Source organism: Candidatus Saccharibacteria bacterium, from assembly GCA_016789455.1.
GTDB lineage: Bacteria > Patescibacteriota > Saccharimonadia > Saccharimonadales > Saccharimonadaceae > CAIJKY01.
Genome location: JAEUQU010000002.1, coordinates 954,824 through 979,820, shown reverse-complemented (window position 1 = coordinate 979,820; position 24,997 = coordinate 954,824). Strand labels below are relative to the sequence as shown.

Below are 24,997 nucleotides of genomic sequence, written 5' to 3'. Positions count from 1 at the left end.
GGCATCATGAGCACGGCAAAAGGCTTCACAAACAAAACGCTTACGTATATAATCGGGGATAAGTTATGAAACTATTCGAAACGGTGGGCGATTTCTTCGCACTGGACATTGGAACAACAGCAGTGCGAGCACTAGAGTTAAGGGGTGCTCCGGGTTCGTGGTCGCTTGTGCGCTACGGCTCGGCTCCCGTTGACATGAAGGTAGCTACGAGCGACAGCCCAGAAGATCGCAAGCGCCTTGCAGAAGTAATTAGCAACTTAATCACACAGGCAGGCATCACGACCAAGAACGTCGCCGTTGGCATCCCATCCAACAAGACCTTCGTGACCATCGTCGACCTGCCGGACGTCTCCCATGCCGAGCTGGCCAGTACTATCAAGTACCAGGCCGAGCAGTACATTCCGATGAGCCTCGAAGAGGCCAAGGTTGACTGGTCCTCACTGGGCAAGTCCATGCGTGAAGAGAACAAGGTTGAAGTCCTGCTGGCCAGCGTCGCCAACAAGTTCAGCGAAGACCGCCTCGACCTCATCGAGGGCATCGGTCTCAACGTCGTCGCCTTCGAGCCGGACTCCATCGCCCTTGTCCGCTCACTGGTGCCAGCCGGCGCCAATCCGGCCAGCGGCGCGCTGATCATGGACATCGGCGATTTCTCCACCGACATCGTCGCCGTCATCGGCAACACCCCGCGCCTGGTCCGCTCACTGCCGACCGGCATGCAGACCCTCATCAAGGCCACCGAGCAGAACCTGAGCATTGATAGCGCCCAGGCCAGCCAGTTCATCCTGAAGTTCGGCCTCTATCCGGACCGTCTGGAAGGCCAGATCTACAAGGCGCTGGAAGGCTCGCTCGAGCAGTTCGTCGCCGAGGTCAACAAGACCGTCAAATTCTTCCAGACCCGCTACCCCAACGTGCCGATCGGCCAGTGCATCCTCAGCGGCTACGCTGTCTCCGTGCCAGCCTTCAACGAGTACATGACCTCTAAGACCAGCCTGCCGATGGTTGTCGGTAACCCATGGCAGCAGATTCACTACAGCACTGACCAAGAACAAAACCTGTTGCAGCTGGCACCAAAGTTCGCTGTCGCAGCCGGGCTCGCCCAGAGGAGCGCCTAAATGAGTCAATCAAGCCACCAGTCATCCGTCCAGCTGAACCTGCTGCCGGACGTCAAGAAAGAGTACCTGCAGTCCCAGCGGACCAAGAATACCCTGATCAGCATCTGTGTGCTGACTACCATCGGTGCCACCGGCCTGGCCGCCATCTTCTTCGCATTGGTCTACCTGGTCCAGCCAGGCTTGATCGGCGGGGCGCAGGCAGCCGTCGACAGCAAGACCAAGCAGCTCAAGGGCGTCAAAGACATCGAGAAGTACCTGACCGTCCAGAACCAGCTCAACTCACTGCCCGAACTGCACGAAGGCAAGGTGCTCTACTCACGCATCTTCAGCTACCTTAAGACCCTGAACCCGGCCGCCCCCAACAACGTCCGCCTGGCCAGTCTGGTCGTCGACGAAGAGAACAAAGAAATTTCCATCAACGGCGCCACCGACAACTTCCAGGCCTTCAGCGTCTTCCAGGACACCCTGAAGAACGCCAAGCTGTCCTACAAGGTTGACGGCGAGACTAAAGAAGGCGACCTGCTATTCGAAGAGGGAAGCATCATCGTCGACCAGCAGGACCTGACCCGCAGCGAAGGCAAGCAGGAGCTGTCCTTTACCATGCGCATCCGCTACAACGAACCAGGCTTCAGCCCGGCTAACACCGACCCGGTCCTGAGCGTCCCGAAAAAGGAAACCACCCAGTCTGCAGTTAACGCGCCAAGCCTCTTTGAGGAAGCGCCGAGAGTAGAGAGCGGAGAATAAACATATGAGTACGAAAACGACAGGACTACGCAAACGCCAGGAAATCAGCAGCGCCAACCGCACCATGCTGCTGTGGATAGTCGCGGCCTCGGTCGCCGTCTCCTTCCTGCTGGTGGCATCACAGTTCCTTATCCAGCGCTTCAACTACAACGCCAAGGTGCTGGGCATCAAGAATAAGGCTGTCAGCCAGCTTGATGAGAACCTCAAGAACATTGAGACGCTCAAGAAAGAGTTCACTACCCTCGATCACGGCAACAAGAACGTCAACTCGCGCAAGGTGCTCAACGCCCTGCCAAGCGAGCTTGACCCGAGCGCGTTCGGTACTTCCATCCAGCAGGCCGTCGCCCCCAAGTCCGGTGTCACTCTGGAAACCGTCAGTATCGACCGCACCGCCTTGAACACCGAAGGCTTGGAGCCTGTCGAAGGTGAAGAGCCGGTCGCCCTGACGCCCACCCCGCAGGAACTGCGCGCCACCGTCGCAGTCAGCGGCAACTACGACCAGGTCGCCAACTTCGTGAAGGACATGGAGCTGGTCATCCGCCCGATCAAGTTTAACAAGGTCAACCTCTCAGGTTCTGACAGCAACACCCGCGCCACCATCGAGCTGACGACGTACTACCAGCCAAAGAAGACCGTCGAGGTCAAGAAAGAGGTGGTAAAAGAATGAAAAAGAACGATATCGCCCTGATCATCCTGGTGGTTTCCATCAGCCTGGTCACCTCATACTTCCTGCTTGGTGCAATCATGGGCAAGCCCAGTACGCAGAAGCTGACAGCGGAAGTGGTCGAACCGATTTCGCCGTCGCTCGAGACGCCCAGCCCGAAGATCTTCAATGACCAGGCAATTGATCCTACTGTGCAAATCAACATCGGCGACGCGGCGAATACCCAACCATTCCAACAATAGGGAAGGCGGAGTATGAGCCTACTTACCGACGACAACCAGAAGAAACTCGAAGCTTCGATCATCAAGGATAAGCTGCTGACGGCCGAACAGCTGCAGCAGCTCAAGATTGATGCCGAAAAGGGCATGAAGACCCTGGTCGCGCACCTGATTGACAGCGGCACCGTCTCCAATGAGGACATGACGCGCATGATGGCCGAGGCCTACGGCGTGCCATACGTCAACCTGCTCGATGTCACCATCGACCAGTCAGTCCTGAAGCTCCTGCCCAAAGACACCGCCGAACATTTCATGGCCGTGCCACTTGGCGAGGTCAGCAACCGCCTGGCCGTCGCCATGCTGGATGCCAACAACGTCCAGGCCGTCGACTATCTTTCAACCAAGATCCAGCACCCTCTCAAGGTCTATATGGCCTCCGAAGAGGGCATTTACCACGTTCTGGACCAGTACCACACCGACCTGCAGCAGGGCGTCAGCGCCGCCATCGATTCCGCCGAGGAAGGCGCCAAGCAGGAGGCGCAGACCAACAGTGAGACCCGTGCCATCACCACGCTGGTGCAGGATTCGCCCATCAGTCGTGCCCTCAGCACCATCCTGGAATACGCCGCCCGCTCCCGCGCCTCCGACATCCACGTCGAGCCGCTGGAGAACGAGCTCAAGATCCGCGCCCGCGTCGACGGTGTCCTGCGTGAGATCATGCGCCTGCCCAAAAGCATCGAGCCGGCCCTCATCTCCCGCGTCAAGATTCTGAGTAACCTCAAGATCGATGAACACCGCATCCCGCAGGACGGCCAGTTCGCCATCCACGTCGCCGGCAAGGACGTCGACCTTCGTATCGCCATCAGCCCGGTGGTCTGGGGCGAGCAGGTGGTCATCCGTCTGCTCGACAAGAGTGGCTCCAGCTTCGCCCTGGAAGAAATGGGCTACGCCGGCCGCGCCCTGCGCACCGTGCGCAAAGGCATCAACCGCCCCAACGGCATGATCCTGACCAGCGGTCCGACCGGTTCCGGTAAGTCCACCAGCCTCTACGCCCTCATCCAGGAGATCAAGAACGACGAGATCAACATCGTCACCCTGGAAGACCCGGTGGAGTACAAGATGGACGGCGTCAACCAGATCCAGGTCAACGCGGAAGTCGGCCTGTCCTTTGCCAGTGGTCTGCGCTCCATCCTGCGCCAGGACCCCGACGTGGTCATGGTGGGGGAGATCCGCGACAAGGAGACTGCCAACCTTGCAGTCCAGGCCGCCCTGACCGGCCACCTGGTCTTCAGCACCCTGCACACCAACTCTGCGGCAGGTGTGCTGCCGCGCCTGCTGGACATGGGCATTGAGCCCTTCCTGATCGCCTCGACCGTCAACGTCGTCATCGGCCAGCGCCTGGTGCGCCGCCTCACCGACAAGCGTGAGTCCTACCAATCGACCGAAGCCGAAGCCGCCAGCATCAACGAGACCATCGGCAGCCTTCTGCCTGCCAAGCAGGCCGATATCGCCGCCGTCAGCGACGACATGGGCTACAAGGACTTGCCGCTGGCGGGGCAAAAAGCTTATACTTTAGCCAAGGGCCGCGACAGCGCTCAGACGCCTGGCGGTTTCAAGGGGCGGATGGGTCTGTACGAGGTGATGGACGTATCAGAAAATATCCAAAAGCTGATCATCCAGCACGCCACCAGCGCCGATATCCAGCGCCAGGCCATCGCCGAAGGAATGATTACCATGCGCCAGGACGGTTACCTCAAGGCACTGCAGGGCTACACCACCCTCGACGAGGTCAACCGAGTGGCAGCCAACATGGCATAGCCGGACAACGAACATAGCAGCTAAAAAGGGAATAGAACGGATAAGGAAAGAGGGCATCGAGATATGAACAGCCAGGAAACACTAAGGATTGAGCTGTTGCTCGAAGAAGTCATCCGAAAGAAAGCCAGCGACCTTCATATTCAGATCGGCCTGCCGCCGATGCTGCGCGTGGACGGGAGCCTGCTTTCGATTGCCGGTTACGAGCCGCTCAACGCCGAAGAGGTAGAAGGCCTGGTCTTCTCCATCCTCGACGACGACCAGAAACAGATTCTCCTCAAGGACAAGGAATTCGACTTTTCCTTCGCCTTCGGCGACCTCGGCCGCTTCCGTGTCAACGCCTTCCACGAACGCGGCAACCTGGCCGCCGCCCTGCGTCTGATTCCCAACGAGATCAAATCCATCGCCGAGCTGGGCATGCCCCAGGTCGTCAACTCCTTCGCCAACTTCCCGCGCGGCCTGGTGCTGGTCACCGGCCCGACCGGCTCCGGTAAGTCCACCACGCTGGCCGCCATGGTCGACCAGATCAACAGTGAAAAAGCCCATCACATTATCACCATCGAGGACCCGATCGAGTTCACCCACAAGAGCAAGCGCTCCGTGGTCGTCCAGCGCGAAGTCCACTACGACACCTACTCGTTCAGCGCCGCCCTCCGCTCCAGCCTGCGCCAGGACCCGGACGTCGTGCTGATCGGTGAGATGCGTGACCTCGAGACCATCTCGGCTGCCATCACCATCGCCGAAACCGGCCACCTGGTCTTTGCCACGCTCCACACCAACAGCGCCGCCCAGTCCATCGACCGTATGATCGACGTCTTCCCGCCGCACCAGCAGCCACAGATCCGCGCCCAGCTGGCCAACATCCTGCAGGCCATCGTCTCACAGCGCCTGGTGCCAGCCCTGGGTGGCGGCCGTATCGTCGCTGCCGAGATCCTGGTTGCGAACTCAGCCGTGCGCAACATCATCCGCGAGGGCAAGGCTCACCAGCTCGACGCCGTCATCCAGACCGGTGCCGACCAGGGTATGCAATCGATGGACAAGACACTGGTCAACCTGGTCCAATCCGGTACGGTCAGTTACGATGAAGCCCGCAACTACGCAGTCGATCTTTCTGAATTCGATAGGATGATAAGGGGATAGTCCGTGATTACCTTCAACTACACCGCGCGTGACACCACGCGTAACAAAATCATAAAGTCGACCGTCCAGGCCGAAAGCGAGCGCGCCGCCGCCAAGCTGCTGCTCAGCCAGGACATCGTCCCGCTCGAGATCCGCGAAGAGCGCGGCCGTGGCGGCCTACTTGGCCGCATCACCGACCGCGTCAGCACCAAGGACAAGGTCATCTTCACCCGCCAGCTGGCCACGCTGATCAATGCCGGCCTGCCGCTGGCCCAGGCGCTGCGCACCGTGGTAGAGCAGACCAACAGCAAGAAGCTGAAGAGCGTCGTGGCCGATGTCATCACCTCCATCGAAGGCGGTTCCTCGCTGGCCGACGCCTTTGCCCGCCACCATGACATCTTCAACGAGGTCTACATCTCACTGATCGCCGCCGGTGAAGCCTCCGGTACGCTGGACATGTCGCTGGAGCGCATCGCCAACCAGCAGGAGAAGGATGCCGAAATCATGAGCAAGGTCCGTGGCGCCATGGTCTACCCGATCATCGTCCTGACCGTCATCGTCGGCGTCATCGCCTTCATGCTGCTGACCGTGGTGCCGCAGATCGAACGCCTGTTCGACGACCTCAACCAGGAACTGCCGTTCGCCACCGCCGTCATGGTCGGTATCGCCGATTTCTTCATCAGCTTCTGGTGGCTGGTGCTGCTCATCCTAGCCTTTGCCGTCTACTTCCTGCGCCGCTACATCCAGACCGATAGCGGCCGCCGCGCCTGGGACACGCTGAAGCTCCGCATGCCGCTGGTCGGCCCGCTGCTGTCCAAGCTGTACATGGCCCGCTTTACCCGCACCGGCGAGACGCTGCTGGCCGCTGGCGTGCCGATGTTGGAAGTCCTGAGCATCTCCGCACGTTCTGCCAACAACGTCGTCGTGGCCGACGCTATCTCCAAGGCTGCCGAGCGCGTCCGTGGCGGCAAGGCACTAAGCAAAGCCCTGCAAAGCGAAGATGCCATCCAGCCCCTGGTGCCGCAGATGATCAGCATCGGTGAGCAATCGGGCGGCATCGACAAGATGATGGGCAAGGCCGCTTCCTTCTACGAAGCCGAGCTCGATAACGCCGTCAAGGCGCTCTCCACCGCCATCGAGCCGGTCCTGATGGTCGTACTGGCCGTCGTCGCCGGTGGCCTGGTGGCTGCCATCCTGCTGCCGGTCTACGGGTTGATCAACTCGGGGACGTTGAACTAGCCGCACCGTTTGGTAAAAAGTGTCTTGCCTCCGCAGGGCACTTTTTAGTGTAAAATTGACAAAACATAATAAATTTGATATAATATAAAGTTGGAGCTACATTCACGATCCTCGAGAAGAAAGGCGACACATGTTCACCAATCGTGGACACCTGTTCGTCGGTCCGCCGCCCCGCAGGTTCAGCCTGCTGTGGCTGCTGATCCGGGCATACGACTTCAAGGTGATGCCGGCGGAGTCGTTCCGGCGCTACGCCATACGACAGGCCCGCCGCATCGGCTTGTTCAGTGCGATGTTGTCGTCGGCGGTGTCGCTGCTGGCGGCGTTCATCCGCCCGGACTTGTCGCGGGTGTGGTGGTTCGCAGTGCCGGCACTGCTGCTGATGGTCCTGGCCTGGTATGCCTGGCTCCTCGGCGAGCGCCTGCATTCCCGCAGCGACGACATGATACTGCTGGTCTGGGGCGGGCGCTACAGGCGCGCCGAACAGGTGCTGGGGCGCGACGCCCTGTCGCGCCTGGCCGCTTCGCCTGACCTCTGGCCCCGGCTGGCCGTCCTGGCCCGCCCGGACAACGACGAGCGGGAGCGCATGTATTCCATCGTCGAGGACCTGCGGACGTACGTCTGAGGCGCAGGCCACCCTACCTGTCACATCCCACGAGAAGGAGTGCCATGTTCACCCACGACCAGGACCTGTTCATCGGTCCGCCGCCGTTCCGCTTCAGCCTCTACGGACACCTCGTCGACCGCTACGGCCGGCGAGGGCAGCGCAAGGGGCCGTTCACGGTCTATGCCTACCGCTGGCTGGGGCGCATCTTCCCGGCGGTGCTGTCCGTCGGACTGCTGGACGCGGTGATGCTGTTCGCCTGGGGATCCTCGCGGATCGTCATGGCGGGCGGCATCATCGTGGCGCTGGCCTGTCTGGCCATCGCCATCGGGTACTGCCACGCCACCTACCAGCTGCGCCGCCGGGGCGACGACGTCATTCTGCCGTTCTACGATGAACGGCTGGTCGCGCTCGGAAAGCGCTTCGGCTGGCCGGCCGTCAGGACAATGGCCCAGGCGCCGCTGAGCGAGAACCTGCTGCTGCCGCTGGCGGCGACGGGGCTGCGCAAGTACGGCACCGTCATCGAGCAGATCGCTGCTGCGCGGCGCGGCCAGGCGCTGCGGCCGGATCGCCGCGGCGACGGCTGAACACCGGCGGGCATCATCCGCCCGCCGTCCAACCCGGGCCGCCTCACGACAACACCGTGAGGCGGCCCATTTCACTTTTTCAGACTTGCCATATCACGCTTGAGCTTTATAATAGACGGTATCAACATAAGCATATTCATCTAAGGAAAGGGTGGTATGAAGACACAATCAAATAAAAACGGTTTCACGATTATTGAAGTCGTGCTGGTACTGGCAATCGCCGGTCTGATCTTCCTGATCGTTTTCCTGGCTCTGCCAGCTCTGCAGCGCTCACAGCGCGACACGCAGCGCCGTGGAGACGCCTCGCGCATGCTGAGCCAGCTTGAAGCCTACGCCGGTAACCGCAACGGCAATTACCCAAGCAGCACCGCACAGCTGACAACCTTTATCAACACGTACATGACCAATGGTGGCCAGAGCTTCCAGGACCCGCAGGGCAGCAACTACACCGTCCAGTACCGCACCTACTCGGCCGGGTACACCGCTCCGACTGCTGCTGGCCGCATAGACTACATCACCAGCGCCGCCTGTAACGACAGTGGTAACGGTAACAACGTCCTGACTGCCGGCGCCGGCAACCGCAGCGTCGCCGTCGTAACCTACCTCGAGCAGGGTGGTTACTTCTGCCAGGACAACAAGTAGTAATACGCTTTGTTGAGCAGGACGCCCCCAGCGATGGGGGCGTTTTTGCTGCCGATTGTCCAACCCCGCAGTAATCTGCTAAGATGAAGCTAATGATTAGGGGTATACAAACATGATTGAGAACGTTCTTTTTACTGTGATGCTGGCGGTCGTGGGGGTTGCCTTCGGCAGTTTCGTCAATGCGCTGGTCTGGCGGCTGCGCAAGCAGCAAGAGCGCGAAGAAGCCACGGCGCTAGAAAAGGGCAGTGAGGTTGTCAAACAGGTAGCCCGCCGCGTCAAACATGCCGTCACCGGCACGCAGGACGAGGGTGACGACTATTCCATCAGCCGCGGCCGCTCGATGTGCCCCAACTGCCACCACCAGCTGGCTGCCCGTGACCTGGTACCGATTTTCAGCTGGCTTTGGCTGCGCGGCAAGTGCCGGTACTGCAAGAAGCCCATCAGCGTCCAGTATCCGCTGGTCGAGATCGCCGTCGGCACCTTGTTCGTCATCTCATACCTCTGCTGGCCCGACAAGCTGACCTACTGGTACGACTGGATGGACCTGGCCTTCTGGCTGGCCTACGTGGTGCTGCTGGCGGCGCTGTTCATCTATGACCTGCGCTGGTATATCCTGCCGGACAAGCTTGTCTGGACGCTGGTGGGGCTGGCGCTGCTGCAGCTGGCCATTCATGTGATTTTTGCATTCGACAACACCCAGCGGTTTGACATACTGCAGATGGCCGTCTACGGGCTGCTGCCGATATCGGGGTTGTACTGGGTTATCTATATGTTCTCACGCGGCCGGATGGTCGGTTTCGGCGACGTCAAGCTCGGTATTTTCATGGGACTGGTGCTGGGTTGGCAGAAAGCGCTGATGGCCCTCTTGTTCGCCAACCTGATCGGCGGCATCATCGTCTTCCCATTGTTGCTTCTGGGCAAGCTCAAGCGCGACAGCCGCGTGCCGTTCGGTCCGATGCTTATCGCCGCCTTCTTCATCGCCGGCCTCTGGGGCGACCAACTGATATTGTGGTACCTGGCCGGCCACTTCAGCCTGCTATGGTTCGGGTTATAGGGCGGGGAAGTTATGCACAGCTTCAAAGGTTCTGTATTCAATAAGGCTTATGCTATAATTGCCAGCAAGATGTGGGCAAAAAAAAGCGGCGGTTTCACGATTATCGAGGTCATGCTTTTCCTGGCGGTGAGCGGCCTGCTTTTGACGGTCGCCCTGATCGGCACCGGCTCAATGATGCGCCAGATCCGCTTCTCGGACAGCGGGCGCAGCCTGCATGCCTTTGTCCAGGGGCAGTACAATGACATCCTGACGGGCGTCAACCCGCGCACCGCCAATGCTGCCTGCGCCGCCAGCGCTACCAGCGGGGCCGGCTCCAGCCGCTGCCTGCTGCTCGGCAAGCTTATCCGTTTTGAGACTGACAGTGACGTGGTCAAATCCTACCCGGTCATCGCCACCCGTATCCCCGACCTGGCCGGCGCTGACGCCACGCTGAGCGACGAGCAGCTGATCGCGACTGCCGCCCAACCGGTCGTCATCAAGAATACCGGCGTCGAAGAGTTCGAGATTCCCTGGGGCGCCGAAATCATCGGCAGCCGCCGCACCAGCGACAAGCAGACGGCCAACACCTATCTGCTGCTGCGCAGTCCGCGTTCCTCGCGCATCGTCTCCTATACCTTCAATGCCACGCCGACCGAGTTCAACACTATGAGCAGCCTGACGTCACGCCTGACGCCGGCCGCCACCCAACGCGCCACCAACTACTGTTTCCAGGGTATTGAGACGCCAGGCCTGCCTGCGATGCTGATCGTCGCCGGTGGCCAGGGCCAGAACGATATCCGGTTGCAGTTCGATGTAACCCCAGCAGGAAATTGTGACAATGTCTAAGAAGCTTTTCTCCCACCACCAGACGCGCGGCCAACGGGGTGACACCCTGGTCGAGGTACTGCTGGCCATGGTGATCCTGAGCGCCGTCATCGTCGGTGCCAGCATTCTCATGAACAGCGGTCTGCGCAGTTCTATCAACGCCGTCGAGCACACCCAGGTCCGCAATGTCATTGCCAGCCAGGGCGAATTACTGCGGTACCTTCGTGACGGCTATCAGGCCGGCAGCGACGACTTCAACAGTGCCCAGTGGCGCAAGATCGTCAACCAGGGCAACCAGTACGTCGCCACTGCGGCGCCCACCGACGTCGAGGCCTGCGCGCCAGGCCCGGGGCGCAAGGCCTTCTATCTGGTCGCCACCTTCCTTGATGTTTCCCAGGCACCCCGTATCGACCTGGTAGAGTACGATGGCACCTCCAACGACACCGCGCCGCACGCCGTGCCTGGCCGTGGCGTCTGGGTGGAGGGCGTGGCCTCGACCGGAGCCAGCCCGGCCTATATCGATTTCCACCTGCGCGGCTGCTGGATCGGCCTGGGCAGCTCCATCAACCAGCACGTCAACTCGGTAGTACGGCTTTATGTACCGGAGGGAAGCTAATATGAAAATAACCACACCCGTGGCAATCCGCCGCCACACTGCCGGCTTCACGCTGGTCGAGCTGATGCTCTCCATGGCCTTTTTGGCCTTCCTGCTGCTCTTCATCGTCGTCGCCATGATCCAGCTGATCGCCACCTACAACAAGGGGCTGGTCTACAAGGAGATCAACCAGGCCGGCCGGACTATCACCGAGGAGCTGACCCGCAACCTGCGCGTTGCCGGCGCGGCCACTATCAACACGCAGTACAGTGACTACGGCCGCTTGTGTGTCGGTGGCCAGTCATACATATGGAACGCGCCCGACACCCAGCCGCGCAACCGCTTCACCGGCAACGGTGAGGAGATCGGCGGCGTCATCCGCGTCCCCGACACGGCCGGCCGCTACTGTAGCGGCGGCACCAATCCGCCCGCCGTCGACCGGGCCGGCATGACCATCATGGCCCACAGTAACGTCGAGATCCGCCACACCGTCACACACTACGGCGATAACGGCCGTCTGACCCGTATCAAGATCCTGTTCAGTAGTAGCGGCGTCAATGCTCCGCCGCCGGGCTCCGACGAATGTCAGCCGGGCAAGCTGGGCGAGTATTGCGCCACTGCCTACTTCGACATCACGGTCGCCAACCGCAACTGACGTTGGGCGGCCGGACAGGTGAGAGATTGAGATTCAAGCATAAGCAGGGTAGAATAGGGACAAAGGAAGAGGGGAATGAGTAGTTACAAAAAAACACAGAGTAGTCAGGCCGGCTTCGTCTCGCTGTTCAGCGTCGTGTTCTTCACTTTGCTGGCTTCGGTCATCACCATCGGCTTTATCCGTATCATGAACCGTGAGCAGCGTCAGGCGCTTGATAACGACCTGACCTCACGCGCACTGGCCGCCGCCGAGGCGGGCGTCGAAGACGCTAAGCGCGCCATCCTTAAATACACCCAGCTGCCAAACGGCACCGAGCGCGATGCCTACCGGGCCGCACTGACCGGCCAAGCCTGCGACACCCTGTTTGGTGCCGGCTCACCGGTCCGCACTTCCATCGGCCTTGGCGGCCAGGAGGGCGGCACCGTCTCGCCCACGGACCAGCAGAACCTGCGCTACAACTGTCTGAACGTCCGGCTGGACACCGCCGATTACATCTCGTCCCTGGCGGCCAACGAAAGTCAGATCATCCCGCTGCGCAGTACCGGTGCCTACAACCAGGTGAAGGTGCAGTGGCACCGCAACTCCAGCTCGATTGACAGCGACAGCGACGGCATTGCCAACCCGTCCAACGTCAACCCGCTCAACCCGACCGTCCAGCAGTTCAACACCAGCGGTGCCAATGGCCAGCAGCCACCGGCCTACATGCGCCTGCAGGTCTTTGGCCTGCCCAAGAGTGGCAACTTCAATAACGCCGCCCTGGAACAGCGCAACTTCACGCTCTTCGGCGTACCCGTACAGGGTCCGCTCAATACTACCGTCACGGCCAATGTTGCCGACCCGCGTGGCTTCAACATGAGCAAATCATCACCGATCCGCACCAACTGTATGAATGCCGCCCAGTCGGCCGCCAACTCCGGCAACTATGCCTGCCAGATGACGGTGACGCTGCCCGGTGGCGCGCTTGATACCGCCAACAACAACTACTACCTGCGCGTGACGCCGCTGTACCGCAAGACGCACTTCCGCCTGTCACTCATGAACAACGGCACCAACGTCAACTTCAATGAGGTGCAGCCGTCCATCGACTCAACCGGCTCGGCCGCGGATGTCTTCCGCCGCGTCGAGGTGCGCACGACCTTCCCCGAGCAGCTGCCGACGCCGCCGCGCTACCTGATGGAAGTGGGTGACAGCGTTTGTAAGGACTTCTTTGTCACGGATAATCCGGCGAACTTCCTGCCTACCAGCCCCGAATGCTATGGTAAATAACCAAAGTTAAATCCACATGAAAAACCGGCGACTCGCAGCCGGTTTTTCATGTGTGGCTTCTCCGCTGGCTGGGCGTTGCCTGTTTCTAGTACAGTCCTGAGCTCGGAGTGTGCTTGGATAGCACACTCCTCGTGCGGAGGTGCGTCGAAGCCAGGCAATCGCCCTGCCAGCTAAGCCGTGCGCAGTAAATCCGGCAGCGATGCGCCGGTTGTTGCAGGCGGATGCTTGCCAACCATCGCCATGCATGAGGATGGCCACGACGCCCAAACCGGACGTGTTCGGCATCCTTTCACCAAAGCACGGGCGTCGGGCGGGATATGCGCCTAGTATTTTCTCGGCACCTCCGCACGAGCAGTATGCTATCCAAGCATACTGCGAGCTCAGGACTGTGCAGAGAAAATACTAGGCGCATATCCCGCGCGCCCCGGCCTACTTCTCGTGAAAACGCTCGTACACTTCCTTCAGGTGCGGATCGGTCACGTGCGTATACACCTGAGTAGTGGCGATATTAGCATGCCCCAGCATCGCCTGCACACTACGCAGGTCAGCACCGTTAGTAAGCAGCCCGGTAGCAAAGGAATGGCGCAACGTATGCGGCGACACATGCTTGGTAATACCCGCCAGCTTAGCATACTGCGCCACCAACCGCTGCACACTCCGCGGCGTGATCCGCTTGTAATTACCGGAAGTATCGACAGCGGCCATCCCGCTATACGAGATAAACAGGGGACCAAGCGTATCCGCCCGCCTCTCCAGATACGCCGTCACCGCATCGGCGGCACGTTGGGAAATGAACACCGGCCGGTCCTTCTGCCCCTTGCCGCGCACCATGAACTCGCGCCGCTTCAGGTTGATGTGGTCACGGTTGAGGTTGATCAGCTCAGATACGCGCAGTCCGCTGGAGTACAGCAGTTCGATGATGGCGAAGTCTCGCAGGGCGATCAACTCGTCGATGGCCAGCGCCGCCGCCGGCTTGTCACCCTTGGCAGACTTCGCCTTGGTGTGCACGGCCGACAGTAGCCGCTCGACCTCCTCATGGTTCAAAAAACTTACCTGTTTGCGCCGCACCTTGGGCAGCTCGATCTTCTCAGGGGTCAATGTCTCAATCTCACGCTTGGAAAGGTAGGTCAAAAAGCTGCGCAGGGCGATCAGGTGGTAGCTCTGGGTCAGGGTAGAGAGGCCCAGTCCGGCATCGTTGGTGTAGCGGTTAAGCCACAGGCGCCACTTGCGCACCAGCTCGCCGTCGATGCTGCGCACGTCGATGTCGTCGGCGAACTCTACCAGCCGCTGCAGGTAGAGGTGGTAATTCTCGGCGGTCTTCTGTGACCGGCCGCGCTCAACCTCGACGTGCTCGATGAAGTCGGCTAGCAGGTCGCTCAAGTATAGTGGCTCTGATGGCTTTATTTTCATTTGATTTACTCATTATACTATGACTTAACATAAGCTTTTCAATAATAAGCAAATTGCATATCATAGAGTAGAGGCACGCTTTATTTACACATACCATAAACTGAGCATAAGCCTAATATTTACTAAAAAACAAATAAGTGATATAATAACAATATGAACAAACAACCTAGCGTACCAGTGCCGCCTACGCCACAGCGCAAAGCAGAAATTGATGCTGCCGTTAAACTTGTTGTTAAAAAATACAAAAAGACCCTCAAAATGTTAGCTCAAACATGAAAAGACTGTCCATTGGCGATGTGCAGTACATAGCACATGCGTTGGCAGTGGAATGGATGCAGTTTGATGAGCCCTTGCCGGACTTTGAGACTAGGTATCCGGGTAGGCTTGAGAGTTGCATCGAACAGCCTTTCCAGACTTACGAAGGGGTAGAGCTATACGAAGGGCTGGCGGCAAAAGCAGCCATGCTCTTTTACTTAATTATCAAGAATCATCCTTTTGAGAATGGCAATAAAAGAATGGCCGTGACCATTACGGTTGTCTTTCTTGTGCTGAATGGCAAATTCGTTAAGGCTACACCTCATGAAATGTATAAGGCTGCATGTCTTGTGGCCGAAAGTAAGAGCGAAGAAATGGATAAGCACATTACGGTACTGATCGGGGCGTTTCAGGAATATCTCATGCCACTCAGCGAACTTAAAGACTGAAGCCGGACCCCGGAGCCGCACTTGGGGGTGCAGCTCCGGAATCCGGCGGGCGGGTGGCCTCAGGCATCCACCAGGTGGGGGGTGCCCACGACGTCGAGCAGGACGCCCAGCGCCACCCGTTCAGGACGGCGCGGGTCGTCCACCAGCATGGCGTGGCACAGCTCCCGCATGGTCGCGGTGACATCGGCGTAGTGCTGGCTGCGCGGCTGCTTGGCCGCGAAGGCCGGCCAGCCGACACAGAACGCACCGCGCGACCGCAGGTGGGCGAGCAGGCTGTTGGCGCCCCAGGTCGGCTGCGGCCGGGCACCGATGGCCGGTCGCAACTGGTCGCTGACGATGACGACCTCAGCCTGGCCTGCCTTGGCCAGCGCATCCGTGGCCGTCTCTGCCAGCACGATGGTGACGTGCTGCGGCCTGGCGAGCTCATCATCGATGAGCTTGGCGCGTTCTGCGCAGGGCTCGCTGGCGATGAGGATTCGCAGGGGACGGCCGTGCCGGGCCAGGCGCTGGTCGAGCGACAGTTCCCGGGCGGTGTGTGACATGATTAGGTGCTCCCTAAGGTGTCGGGCCCATGGTGGGCGCGTCTAAGTCCTGAGACAGGGCAGAGTCTACCCCAATCTACTATTATAGCACATAATCTAAATAAAATCAAAAATCCGCTTCCTATGATATGATAAGCCTAAATAAGCAATAAGTAATCAGGAGTTAATCTTTTGAGCGAAATCCAGCGTACTTTAATCGTACTCAAACCCGACACCATCCAGCGTGGCCTCGTCGGCGAAATCATCACCCGCCTGGAGCGGGCCGGCCTGAAGATCGTCGGTATGAAGATGGTCGCCCCAGATGAGGAGCATTTCCACAAGCACTACGAAGGCATCAGCAAGCTGATCAGCCGCTGGGGCGAGGAAATCTATCACATCACCCTGAGCCAGATGACGGAAAGCCCGGTCATCGCCATGGTCATCGAAGGCGTCGAGGCTGTCGAGCACGTCCGCAAGATGGTCGGCAAGACCGATCCCAAGGATTCCCAGCCAGGCACCATCCGCGGCGACTACACCCACATCACCCGCGCCTATACCAACCCGCGCGGCAAGACCCTGCCAAACATCCTGCATGCCAGCGGCGACGCCGAAGAGGCTGCCCAGGAAGTGCCGCTGTGGTTCGACGAGGGCGAACTCTACGAGTACACCACTGCTGCCGAGGCCATTATCCGCGGCCGCACGCCTGAAGCCAAGTAGGCAACTGACTCCCGGCCGGTTCCGGCCGCAAAGTTGCTCACAAGCGCAGACAATGGTAGTAAAATGGAGGGAGGCGCGCTACGGCTGCGTCTCCCGTCGGTTTCCGTCGGGCTAAACCGGCACCAAAGGAAGCCGCCTGTACGCCTCGGTAGCTCAACTGGATAGAGCAGATCCGTCCTAAGGATAAGGTTGTAGGTTCGACTCCTGCCCGGGGTACCAGAATTTTGAATCATGAATAAAGTCATTGTCATTACCGGCGCCAGCGATGGTATTGGGGCGGAAGCGGCCAGGGTTCTGCGGTCCTTAGGGAACCGCGTGGTTGTAGTTGGCCGCGACCAGGAGAAGACCGCGGAATTCGCCCTGGAAATCGGTGCGCCGTACTACGTGGCCGATTTTGCCAGCCTGAGCCAGGTCAAGGCTCTGGGTCAGAAGCTGCTGGCCGATTTTCCGCATATCGACATCCTTATCAATAATGCCGGCGCCATCATGAGCGAACGCCAGGAGACGGTTGACGGCCATGAGCAGACCTTCCAGATCAACCACCTCTCGCCGTTCCTGCTGACCAGGCTGCTGCTGCCGCGGCTGATTGCCGACAAGGCCAGCATCATCAACACCAGCAGCGTCGCCAACCGCATCTACGCCCGTTTCGATATCAACGATCTGGACATGCACATCGATTACAACCCGCAGCGCGCCTACGGCAATACCAAGCTGGCCAACATCCTCTTTACCCGCGAACTGCACCGCCGCTTTGGCGACCAGGGCGTCTCGGCCGTGGCCTTCCATCCCGGTAATGTCGCCACTAATTTCTCGGCCAACTCCACCAGCTACCTGCGGCTGGTCTGGCAGACGCCTCTCAAGCGCTTCCTCATGACGCCGCAGAAGGGCGCCGAGACGCTGCTGTGGCTGGCCAAGGGCACGCCCGGCCAGGACTGGAAGCCGGGCGAGTACTACGAGAAGCGCCACATCGCCCGCGCCAACAAGCAGGCTTACGATCCGCTGCTGGCCCAGAAACTCTGGGAAGAGAGCGAGACGATGATCGCCCGCTTCCTCGTCTGATACTATAAGGACATGACACAACCGAAAGCAGCGAACATCCCCGCCATCGAAAAGGCGACAGGAAAGAGCTGGCCCGAGTGGCTGGCTTTCATGGAACATATCGAGGCTCAGCAGCTGACACATAAGGATATCGCCCGGGCCATCACCGCCCAGGGGCTGGCGGACGGCTGGTGGGCGCAGGCCGTGACCGTGGCGTACGAGCAGTACGTGGGACGGCGGCAGCCGGGACAGCAGTCGACCGGTGATTTTGCCGTATCGGTCTCGCGGACCGTCGAGGGTTCGATGGACGAGGTCATGGAGCGCTGGGCGGCCATCGCCGGCGCCATGGCCGAGTTCAATGGTATTCTCATCGCCCGGGAGCCACGCCGGACCGCCACGGAAAAGTGGCGCCACTGGCGCTGTGCCCTGGCGGATGGCACTCAGACCGTCGTCAACACCCAGGACAAGCCGGGCGGTAGAGGCAAGGCCATTCTTACGGTCACCCAGGAAAAGCTGCGCGGCGCCGAAGCCTGCGAGACCTGGCGCGTCTACTGGAAGGGCTTTATCGCCCAGGTGTAGTATACTAAGCATAAGCTTTTATCATGTATCCAGACGACCAACCACGCTACGCCTCCGCCAATCAGCCGGCTCCGGAGCCAGTCCCGCAGGCCGGGCTGCCGCCCGAACCGCAATTGCCGCCACCGGTACCGTTCCAGGAACCGGCCGCGCCGCCACCGCCTCCAGCTGCCGGAGGCGGCAGTAAGACGTTGTTGAAAGTAGCTGGCGTCAGCCTGCTCGTCCTGGTGCTGTGCGGCCTGACTGCCGCCGGTGTCTACGGTGCCGTGCAGGGGCAGGCCAGTGCCCGCGCAGCCGCGCTGCAGGCGCAGGTCGCCAAGCTGGAGGCCAGCAACAAAGAGAAGGACAAGCAACTCAAGGAAGCGGGCGGGGAGCCTGGTGGTATCGACAACAGCACCGATACCAAAGAGAACCTGCTTTCCATCCCTGAACTGAACCTCAAGATCAACTTCGATGACCGCCTACGCGGCCTGACCTACGTCCATCACAAGATCGAGGGCGTCGACGTGGTCGAGTTTTCTACCAGTGGCCTGCTCAACACCATCGAGCGCGTACCTGATGTGGCCGGGCGGGGCTGGTACGTCGGCAACCTCACTTCTGTCTACTTCGTCGATAAAGGTGGCGAAGAGCCCGGCGAGTACGTCAAGAACAACACCCTGCGCGACCTGGGCGACAAGCTGCTGGTAGAGCAGCTGCCAGAGAACATGCCGTTCGCCGAGCCAGGCTTCGAAGATTTCAACAAGGTATATAACGAACAGAAGCCTGTCCTGAAGGAATATCTCCAGAAAGCAGAGTTCATCAAAACGTAAGGTTGCTATGTCACAATTCCACGGCCAACACGACGACGAGAACGTATTGATGGTATTCCGCCGCCATCCCATCGCTATGCGCAAGGGGTTCTATGTGCTGTTGGTACCGTTCCTGTTGGGCTCGCTGCCGACGCTCATCTGGCCCGAGAATATCAACTTCCTGTGGATCTCGCTCGGTGGCTTCGGTCTCGGCCTGCTGGGCTTCTTCTACTTCTGGATGGGCTGGTATTTCAGCGTCTTCATCATTACCGACCAGCGTATCCGGATGATTTCGCAGCGGGGTTTTTATAACCGCAGCGTCATCGATGTCGCCCTGACCAAGATCCAGAATATGATCGTCAACGTGCCTGGTTTTTCGGCGACCATCTTCAAGTTTGGTACAATAACCGTGCAGACCTACGTTGGCGACCTGATTCTTGACCGTCTGCACGACCCGGAAAAGATTTACGATGACCTGCTGAAAATCGTCAACGAGCATACTAAAGGAATACAAGACAACACCTATGAAGAAACATCTCAAGAAGCTTAGCGGCAAGCTGCGCCGCAGGCAGGACGCGGCCGCGCCCGTACCGCGTATCACCAATGATACGCTGGCAGAGCACCGTGAAGCCGTTATCGCCAAGGGCAAGCGCTACAAGTACCCGATGCAACAGACCAAGCACCGGACCGTGGCGGTCTCCATTGCGATCGTCGTCCTGCTGGTTATCGGCCTGGCCATCCTGACCTGGTTCCGCCTGTACCGCGCCCAGGATACCTCCGGCTTCTTTTACCGCGTGACGCAGATTATCCCGATGTCAGTCGCCAGTGTCGACGGCGAGGCCGTACCGTACCGCGATTACCTTTTGGAGCTGCGCAGCGCCATGCACTATCTCAGCACCAAGGAAGCCATCAACTTCGCCTCCGATGCCGGCCGCGACCAGCTTGAATACCAGAAGCGCGTCGCCCTGAACAAGGTCATCGAGCAGACCCTGGTGCGCAAGCTGGCCCGCCAGGAAAACATATCCGTCAGCCGCCAGGAAGTCGATGACTTCATCAAGACCCAGGTGGAATCCAACCAGCTGGGTGCCAGCGAGGAGGACTTCCGCAAAGTCATCAAGGAGTATTACGACTGGAGCTTTGACGAGTACCGCCAGTCCATCGAGAACCAGCTTCTGCGCCGCAAAGTCGTCTTCGGTATTGATGATCCTGCCCGTAGCCGCACCGAGGGCATCCTCAAAGAGCTGCAGGGCGGCGCCGATTTCGCCAAGCTCGCTACTGAGAAATCCGACGATGCCGCCACCAAGAAGAACGGCGGCGATATCGGCTTCATCGGTCCCAACAGCAATGACCCCGACGACATATACGAAGCCGTCCGGGGCGTGGAGAAGGGCAAGCTCTCCAAGGTGTCCCAGGGTGCGGATAACTACTTCGTCGCCAAGGTCGTCGACAAGCGCGACGACGAGATCCACGTCGCCCACATCACTACCCAGCTCAAGGAGTTCCCGCGCCGCCTCAAAGAGCTGCGCAAGAACAATAAGATTGAAGAATATATCGCGGTCGAACGTTGATGCGCCGGCCTGAACAGTAAAAAATATATACGAAGTTGTCGGACGTGCCGTGGAAGCCAATGAGGCCCCCACGGCACGTTTCATGTCCGCGTGCCGGACGGCGGAGTGCTCCCGGCCGCGCTCAGGCACTCATGTCCACCGTGGACTGGGTTCAGGCACCCAGGGCCGCCGTGGGCTGGTCGAGCGGGTGGGTGCTGTGCAGCGGCTGCTGGCCCTGCGGCACCGGGCCGCCGCTCTGGTCGCCCGCCTCGTCCCCGTCGAAGCGGCGGAAGAACGAGAGGGCGGTCGCCCGCCAGGCCGTACCGTCTTCATGGCGGTTGCCGCGGAAGGTGATGGTCGCCAGCTCGTGGCCCTGGAAGGTGAAGACGATCTCGCGGACGTAGTGGGTGCCGTGCTCCTCCGAGTACTCGCCCCGGATCTCGCGCATGAGGATGCCGTCGAACCACGGCGTCATCCGCCGCCACTGCGGGGCCCGCAGGCCCGTCAGCATGCCGTTGCGCCAGGTCTCCACCAGCTTGATGGCGCAGGCGGCGGTGGGCGGCAGGCCTATCAGGTAGGTTGACACGATGTCCAGCCTCTCTGCCGGTCTATGTCCGGCCGGTCGTCGGAAATAAAAACGCTCCCATTATCGGGAGCCGTAACAGAATGTACAACATTTCATATATGAAGTCAATAGTGGCGGCAGGAAAAGGCGGTGGTGCCGCGGAGGCCGAAGTGGCCTCCGCGGCACGGTGCCCGTCAGGTCCTTGCCGGTACCGGCATGTCTTCTGCGCGGGAGCTGACCAGTGGTTCCAGGCCGTTCACGCTGCAGTCCTGCAGGAGAGCGTCTGGGCGCATGCCCGGCCTGTACTGCAGCCAGCTGACGAACCAGCGGATGTGCCGTTCACCCTGGTTCTGGCAGCCGCGCATGGTGACGGTCGCCAGGCTGTGGCCGCGGAGGATGAACTCCACGTGCCGCTCGTAGATGCGGCAGGCCGCACTGCCACCGGCCGGCGCGATCCGGCCCAGGCGGTAACGGCCATCCTGGATGCCGGCGAGTGACCAGCCGCTGGGGCGGCCGGCGCGGAGCTGGCCGCGGCACAGCAGATCGATGGCCTGGCTGGCCAGCCGTTCGCAGACCGAGATGGATGGAGCCATGGGGAGCGTCCTTTCGTCTAGCTGTGGGTCATCATGGTGACGGCGTACTCGGCGTCGGTCTCCTTGAACGATTCGCCGGTGTAGGGCAGGGTGTGCCTGCGGTAGTCGTAGTTGGCTCGCCCGTCCCAGTGGTGGGCGTACGAGATCTCGACGACGCGCCAGTTGATGGCATCTTCACCATCGACACGGTAGCCGCGCAGCTCGACGGTGGCGATCTTCTGCATGCCGCCACGCAGCGTGGGCGCGTAGAAGTCGATGTAGCGCGACGGCTGGTTCTGATCACCCGGATCGCCCGGCCGGGGCAGTACTGGCCCGGCCGTGATCTTGGCGAAGAAGCTGAAGTTGCTCCACGCGGCGTTGGCGGTGATGCTGGAGTCGGGACGCCAGCATCACCAGCCGCAGCAGGGCGGCAGTGGCCTCCCGTACGCAGGGCGAGAGGAGGATGTTGCTATCTTCCATGGAAATTCATCCGTTCCGCTCCGTACTGGAGCATCGGGGTGGTGGTGCAGGTGTGTCCTGACGGACAAAGAGACCCGGATGGGCCTCTCTATATAAAAACATTAACTATCAAAAAAGTCAAAAAGTAGGGTGTGTACGGCTGGCCATAATGGCTGCCGCATGGTGCGGGTACAGAGAATCGAACTCTGCGCTCGACCTTGGGAAGGTCGCATATTAACCACTATACGATACCCGCGCATTGGCCGTATGTCGGGGCGCGGCGCCTCTCGGATTATCTGGAGCCACCTGGCGGGATCGAACCCATAAGGCCAAAGTCTTGGCCTTATGTCGGGCTCGAGCAAAGCGTCCCGGACTCTTGGAGCCACCTAACGGGATCGAACCGTTGACCTACGCGTTACGAATGCGTCGCTCTACCAACTGAGCTAAGGTGGCACACATGAATCACATCGATAGTACCATGGGCGCGGGTATTTGAAAACGCCGCTCCGGCCGGGGAGGCCCGGCTGGAGCGGCGTAGGGGCGGCCGGGAGGTCAGTCCCGGACGGTGAGTGTGTACTCGCGCGGTGCGCGGGGGTGCTTTTCCCGCCAGTTCCGGTACAGGCCCCAGATGCCGAAGACGACGGCGGCCGCGACCAGCATGGCGATGAAACCGGCACGTTCACTGACGTGCGCCCGGAAGAAGGTCTCCGTCAGCATGATGGGAATGCTGACGACCAGCGTCCCCAACAGCTCCCGCCAGAAGTCGTAGCTGTCGAAGCTGCACATCTTGCAGCCCACGCTGACGATCAGGCTGAGTGCCAGCGCGACCACCAGGCCGCTGAACAGCCAGTCGGGCAGGATGACGGTGGGGTTGGGTAGCCAGTGCATGGCCGGGGCTCCTCATGGGATCGGTGCGGGCGGGGCGCCTGCAACTATCATCAGAATAAAATAAAACGATATATATGTCAATATGGCACGAAGAGGACTGGAAAGCCTCGCCAGTCGCACCGGCAAGGCTTTCCGCACTGCCTGCTTCACTCCCGCCTGAAGCTGAAGCATTGGTGGAGCTGGGCGCCGAAGAAACAGATCGCCCCCACCGCCAGGCTGGTGCCCAAGGCGACCAGGCCTGACATCCCGCTTAAAGCGACGATGTAAAAGCAGGTCGCCGCAGGAAAGGCCACCAGGGCCAGGTTGGTCAGGGCAAGCCGCGGGGACATGCCCATGTGTATCCGCCGGCCGGTCAGCCGGCTGACGGGGTATAGCCAGGCGTACAGCAGTCCTGCGAACAGCAGGCAGAACAACACGGTCAGCAGCACGACCAGGGTGATGTGCGTCACCGGCGTCGCGTACTGCGGCGGATCCGTCGGGCGGGACATCCGCCTCCTTTCGTCGTGCGATGGGCTCCGTGTACATTATCAGTATAAAAGGGCGTTTGGCGCAATGGTTTTGTCCCAGCGCGACCCGCTCCACATCCATCTTGTCAAACAGGGAACTGTCTGTTATGCTTTGAAAGTCTTCTGGCGTCCCGCCATCTGGTTAGATGGGCTCGTAGTGAAGTCGGCCTATCACGCCTCCCTGTCACGGAGGAGATCGCCGGTTCGAATCCGGTCGGGCCCGCCAATTTAGACCGTTAGTCCTGCTGTGCAAGTATGAGAAAGGTTCTCTAGGTGTTAGCAGGACTTTTTTGTTGCTCAATTTCCAGTTCGAACCTAGATAAAGCATGAGGCGTCGCTTTTCTGTGTCATTAGCCTCCATGAAAACGTCACCCAGGTTAATAGCGCTTGAGAAGACACTCTGAGCTAGTTCTAGCCACTTTTTGGCGTCATGCTCCTGATTGGCCAGGAGTGCGTCAGTTCTAACAAGTGCAGACTGGTACTTCTCGGCCTGCAACTTATAACGGTCGTCTCCAATAACTCCAGTCACAAGCTTCTCATCTAACCTGTCTAGAGCATTCTGAGCCTCTTTCTGCTCTCGTAGCCAGCGAGTCTTGTTCTTTCCTGTATCTCTTTGGGATTCTTCATAAAGACGCTGCAACCAGCCAATTGCTGCTGCGGCCTCCGTCTCGCTTATCTCGAAAGCTGCAAGGTGCTCACGAACGGCGCGCTCAAGTTCAGTATTTCTGATCTGCGCTTCGTCACATTTTACTGTCCGACTCTTTTTGGTGCAGGTGTAATAGGTATATTCGGCGGTGCTGCCGCCGGATAAGCGCTTGGCTTTAGTGTAGGCTGTTATATTATGACCGCAGGTATGATATAGCAACACGCCCTTGAAGGGGAATTGACGCCCTCTGGTGGATTGGCGGTGGGTCGGCTTCTTCCAGCCCATGGCTACCTGCACTTGATCGTATAGATCAGTACTCACCAAAGGAGAGTAGGTGCCTACATGCCATTCTTCTCCACCATATTGGAATACCCCAGTGTTGGCGCGCCGCCGCAATAACTCAACCAGAGTCTGCTTACTGATAGGCTTGTTGCGTGAGGATGATAATCCCATCTGCTGGGCAGCACGCCATAGCTCATCCAAGGTATAGGTACCACTCGCCGCCAATTCATAGACTTTGGTTACAAGAGGAGCCTTTTCGGGGTCGGGTACTATATTCCGCATTCCAGGACCAACTATGGCATTCCTGTAGCCAAGCGGGGCAGGGCCTGGATACTGGCCATGGACGCGCTTCATGGCAAAGCCCTCTCGAACGTGATAGCTAAGATCATCGTTATTCTTCTTAGCAATCGCAAACTCAAACTGTAGCATCATTATGTCGTTGCTATTATTGCGGTATACACCGTTGGGAGTATGGATGGCGAGTAGCTTGCCGGTATCGAATGCGTGGATGATGGCGCCACCGTCCACGGCATTACGGCTCAGTCTGCTGAGCGCCCAGACAACAATGTATCGAGCTTCGCCATTCATAATCCGCTCCATCATATCGTTGAAGATGGGCCGTCCTGGTGATTTTGCTGACCGCTCCTCTGGCGCAAGTTGAAT

The 24,997-nt window shown here is 59.6% G+C and carries 30 protein-coding genes and 4 tRNA genes; 25 read left to right on the top strand and 9 right to left on the bottom strand.

The features are described from left to right. The first annotated feature begins 65 nt into the window (after window positions 1-65). The 15 genes from pilM to JNJ66_06240 all read left to right on the top strand — a co-directional run bounded on the left by pilM (window position 66) and on the right by JNJ66_06240 (window position 13,115). Window positions 66-1,112, top strand: a complete 1,047-nt coding sequence (pilM, locus tag JNJ66_06310) for a type IV pilus assembly protein PilM (protein MBL8160039.1) — start codon at window positions 66-68, stop codon at window positions 1,110-1,112. After that, entirely contained in the window at window positions 1,113-1,856 is a 744-nt protein-coding gene (locus tag JNJ66_06305) for a hypothetical protein (protein MBL8160038.1), read from the top strand. It begins immediately after the preceding gene. A gap of 4 nt (window positions 1,857-1,860) precedes the next feature. Continuing rightward, complete coding sequence (locus JNJ66_06300) at window positions 1,861-2,523, top strand: hypothetical protein (protein MBL8160037.1); 663 nt, start codon at window positions 1,861-1,863, stop codon at window positions 2,521-2,523. Next, complete coding sequence (locus JNJ66_06295; protein MBL8160036.1) at window positions 2,520-2,762, top strand: hypothetical protein; 243 nt, start codon at window positions 2,520-2,522, stop codon at window positions 2,760-2,762. Before JNJ66_06300 ends, JNJ66_06295 begins: the two co-directional genes overlap by 4 nt. 12 nt (window positions 2,763-2,774) lie before the next feature. Further along, window positions 2,775-4,556 (top strand): Flp pilus assembly complex ATPase component TadA, encoded by a 1,782-nt coding sequence (gene tadA / locus JNJ66_06290; protein ID MBL8160035.1) that lies wholly within the window; start codon window positions 2,775-2,777, stop codon window positions 4,554-4,556. 63 nt (window positions 4,557-4,619) lie between these two features. Beyond that, on the top strand, window positions 4,620-5,693 hold the full coding sequence (locus tag JNJ66_06285) for a type IV pilus twitching motility protein PilT (protein MBL8160034.1): 1,074 nt from the start codon (window positions 4,620-4,622) through the stop codon (window positions 5,691-5,693). A 3-nt stretch (window positions 5,694-5,696) separates the two neighbouring features. Continuing rightward, complete coding sequence (locus JNJ66_06280; protein MBL8160033.1) at window positions 5,697-6,911, top strand: type II secretion system F family protein; 1,215 nt, start codon at window positions 5,697-5,699, stop codon at window positions 6,909-6,911. A gap of 130 nt (window positions 6,912-7,041) precedes the next feature. Next, the gene (locus JNJ66_06275; GenBank protein ID MBL8160032.1) at window positions 7,042-7,533 is read left to right on the top strand and encodes a hypothetical protein; all 492 of its coding nucleotides are present in this window, start codon (window positions 7,042-7,044) and stop codon (window positions 7,531-7,533) included. Window positions 7,534-7,577: 44 nt separating this feature from the next. After that, a complete protein-coding gene (locus tag JNJ66_06270; GenBank protein ID MBL8160031.1) occupies window positions 7,578-8,099 on the top strand; it encodes a hypothetical protein in 522 nt (173 codons plus the stop codon). Between the two features lie 156 nt (window positions 8,100-8,255). Next, on the top strand, window positions 8,256-8,741 hold the full coding sequence (locus JNJ66_06265; GenBank protein MBL8160030.1) for a type II secretion system protein: 486 nt from the start codon (window positions 8,256-8,258) through the stop codon (window positions 8,739-8,741). 112 nt (window positions 8,742-8,853) lie between these two features. Continuing rightward, a complete protein-coding gene (locus JNJ66_06260; GenBank protein ID MBL8160029.1) occupies window positions 8,854-9,795 on the top strand; it encodes a prepilin peptidase in 942 nt (313 codons plus the stop codon). 69 nt (window positions 9,796-9,864) lie between these two features. After that, on the top strand, window positions 9,865-10,620 hold the full coding sequence (locus tag JNJ66_06255; GenBank protein MBL8160028.1) for a hypothetical protein: 756 nt from the start codon (window positions 9,865-9,867) through the stop codon (window positions 10,618-10,620). Further along, on the top strand, window positions 10,613-11,215 hold the full coding sequence (locus tag JNJ66_06250) for a prepilin-type N-terminal cleavage/methylation domain-containing protein (GenBank protein ID MBL8160027.1): 603 nt from the start codon (window positions 10,613-10,615) through the stop codon (window positions 11,213-11,215). The genes JNJ66_06255 and JNJ66_06250 overlap by 8 nt, the downstream gene beginning before the upstream one ends. Before the next feature lies 1 nt (window position 11,216). After that, window positions 11,217-11,849 carry a hypothetical protein gene (locus JNJ66_06245; GenBank protein ID MBL8160026.1) on the top strand — a complete coding sequence of 211 codons (633 nt, stop codon included), beginning with the start codon at window positions 11,217-11,219 and terminating at the stop codon, window positions 11,847-11,849. A gap of 75 nt (window positions 11,850-11,924) precedes the next feature. Then, window positions 11,925-13,115: a hypothetical protein gene (locus JNJ66_06240; protein ID MBL8160025.1), complete on the top strand. Its 1,191-nt coding sequence runs from the start codon at window positions 11,925-11,927 to the stop codon at window positions 13,113-13,115. A gap of 429 nt (window positions 13,116-13,544) precedes the next feature. Here JNJ66_06240 and JNJ66_06235 read toward each other — a convergent pair whose 3' ends face one another. After that, window positions 13,545-14,525 carry a tyrosine-type recombinase/integrase gene (locus JNJ66_06235; GenBank protein ID MBL8160024.1) on the bottom strand — a complete coding sequence of 327 codons (981 nt, stop codon included), beginning with the start codon at window positions 14,523-14,525 and terminating at the stop codon, window positions 13,545-13,547. A gap of 272 nt (window positions 14,526-14,797) precedes the next feature. On the opposite strand from JNJ66_06235, the gene JNJ66_06230 reads away from it, so the two are divergent. From JNJ66_06230 to JNJ66_06190, 9 genes are all read left to right on the top strand, one after another. After that, the gene (locus JNJ66_06230) at window positions 14,798-15,229 is read left to right on the top strand and encodes a type II toxin-antitoxin system death-on-curing family toxin (GenBank protein MBL8160023.1); all 432 of its coding nucleotides are present in this window, start codon (window positions 14,798-14,800) and stop codon (window positions 15,227-15,229) included. A gap of 74 nt (window positions 15,230-15,303) precedes the next feature. Then, the gene (locus tag JNJ66_06225) at window positions 15,304-15,768 is read left to right on the top strand and encodes a hypothetical protein (protein MBL8160022.1); all 465 of its coding nucleotides are present in this window, start codon (window positions 15,304-15,306) and stop codon (window positions 15,766-15,768) included. 174 nt (window positions 15,769-15,942) lie between these two features. After that, on the top strand, window positions 15,943-16,467 hold the full coding sequence (locus JNJ66_06220) for a nucleoside-diphosphate kinase (protein MBL8160021.1): 525 nt from the start codon (window positions 15,943-15,945) through the stop codon (window positions 16,465-16,467). Window positions 16,468-16,609: 142 nt separating this feature from the next. Then, window positions 16,610-16,686: transfer RNA gene (locus JNJ66_06215), tRNA-Arg, on the top strand. Between the two features lie 9 nt (window positions 16,687-16,695). Beyond that, window positions 16,696-17,526, top strand: coding sequence for an SDR family NAD(P)-dependent oxidoreductase (locus JNJ66_06210; GenBank protein ID MBL8160020.1), 831 nt, complete (start codon window positions 16,696-16,698; stop codon window positions 17,524-17,526). A 12-nt stretch (window positions 17,527-17,538) separates the two neighbouring features. Further along, a complete protein-coding gene (locus tag JNJ66_06205; GenBank protein MBL8160019.1) occupies window positions 17,539-18,084 on the top strand; it encodes a hypothetical protein in 546 nt (181 codons plus the stop codon). Between the two features lie 23 nt (window positions 18,085-18,107). Then, the gene (locus JNJ66_06200; GenBank protein MBL8160018.1) at window positions 18,108-18,890 is read left to right on the top strand and encodes a hypothetical protein; all 783 of its coding nucleotides are present in this window, start codon (window positions 18,108-18,110) and stop codon (window positions 18,888-18,890) included. A 7-nt stretch (window positions 18,891-18,897) separates the two neighbouring features. Continuing rightward, the gene (locus tag JNJ66_06195) at window positions 18,898-19,419 is read left to right on the top strand and encodes a PH domain-containing protein (GenBank protein MBL8160017.1); all 522 of its coding nucleotides are present in this window, start codon (window positions 18,898-18,900) and stop codon (window positions 19,417-19,419) included. After that, the gene (locus tag JNJ66_06190) at window positions 19,394-20,437 is read left to right on the top strand and encodes a SurA N-terminal domain-containing protein (protein MBL8160016.1); all 1,044 of its coding nucleotides are present in this window, start codon (window positions 19,394-19,396) and stop codon (window positions 20,435-20,437) included. The genes JNJ66_06195 and JNJ66_06190 overlap by 26 nt, the downstream gene beginning before the upstream one ends. A gap of 151 nt (window positions 20,438-20,588) precedes the next feature. Here JNJ66_06190 and JNJ66_06185 read toward each other — a convergent pair whose 3' ends face one another. From JNJ66_06185 to JNJ66_06155, 7 genes are all read right to left on the bottom strand, one after another. Continuing rightward, window positions 20,589-21,002 (bottom strand): hypothetical protein, encoded by a 414-nt coding sequence (locus tag JNJ66_06185; GenBank protein MBL8160015.1) that lies wholly within the window; start codon window positions 21,000-21,002, stop codon window positions 20,589-20,591. 173 nt (window positions 21,003-21,175) lie between these two features. Further along, window positions 21,176-21,574: a hypothetical protein gene (locus JNJ66_06180; GenBank protein ID MBL8160014.1), complete on the bottom strand. Its 399-nt coding sequence runs from the start codon at window positions 21,572-21,574 to the stop codon at window positions 21,176-21,178. Between the two features lie 17 nt (window positions 21,575-21,591). Beyond that, window positions 21,592-21,798 carry a hypothetical protein gene (locus JNJ66_06175; GenBank protein ID MBL8160013.1) on the bottom strand — a complete coding sequence of 69 codons (207 nt, stop codon included), beginning with the start codon at window positions 21,796-21,798 and terminating at the stop codon, window positions 21,592-21,594. 395 nt (window positions 21,799-22,193) lie between these two features. Next, window positions 22,194-22,268 (bottom strand) — tRNA-Gly (locus JNJ66_06170). 121 nt (window positions 22,269-22,389) lie between these two features. Then, window positions 22,390-22,465 (bottom strand) — tRNA-Thr (locus tag JNJ66_06165). Window positions 22,466-22,564: 99 nt separating this feature from the next. After that, on the bottom strand, window positions 22,565-22,900 hold the full coding sequence (locus tag JNJ66_06160; protein ID MBL8160012.1) for a hypothetical protein: 336 nt from the start codon (window positions 22,898-22,900) through the stop codon (window positions 22,565-22,567). A gap of 146 nt (window positions 22,901-23,046) precedes the next feature. Further along, window positions 23,047-23,388: a hypothetical protein gene (locus JNJ66_06155; protein MBL8160011.1), complete on the bottom strand. Its 342-nt coding sequence runs from the start codon at window positions 23,386-23,388 to the stop codon at window positions 23,047-23,049. Window positions 23,389-23,554: 166 nt separating this feature from the next. On the opposite strand from JNJ66_06155, the gene JNJ66_06150 reads away from it, so the two are divergent. After that, window positions 23,555-23,632 (top strand) — tRNA-Asp (locus JNJ66_06150). Here JNJ66_06150 and JNJ66_06145 read toward each other — a convergent pair. Then, window positions 23,591-24,766: a recombinase family protein gene (locus tag JNJ66_06145; protein MBL8160010.1), complete on the bottom strand. Its 1,176-nt coding sequence runs from the start codon at window positions 24,764-24,766 to the stop codon at window positions 23,591-23,593. The genes JNJ66_06150 and JNJ66_06145 overlap by 42 nt on opposite strands. Window positions 24,767-24,997 lie beyond the last annotated feature (231 nt).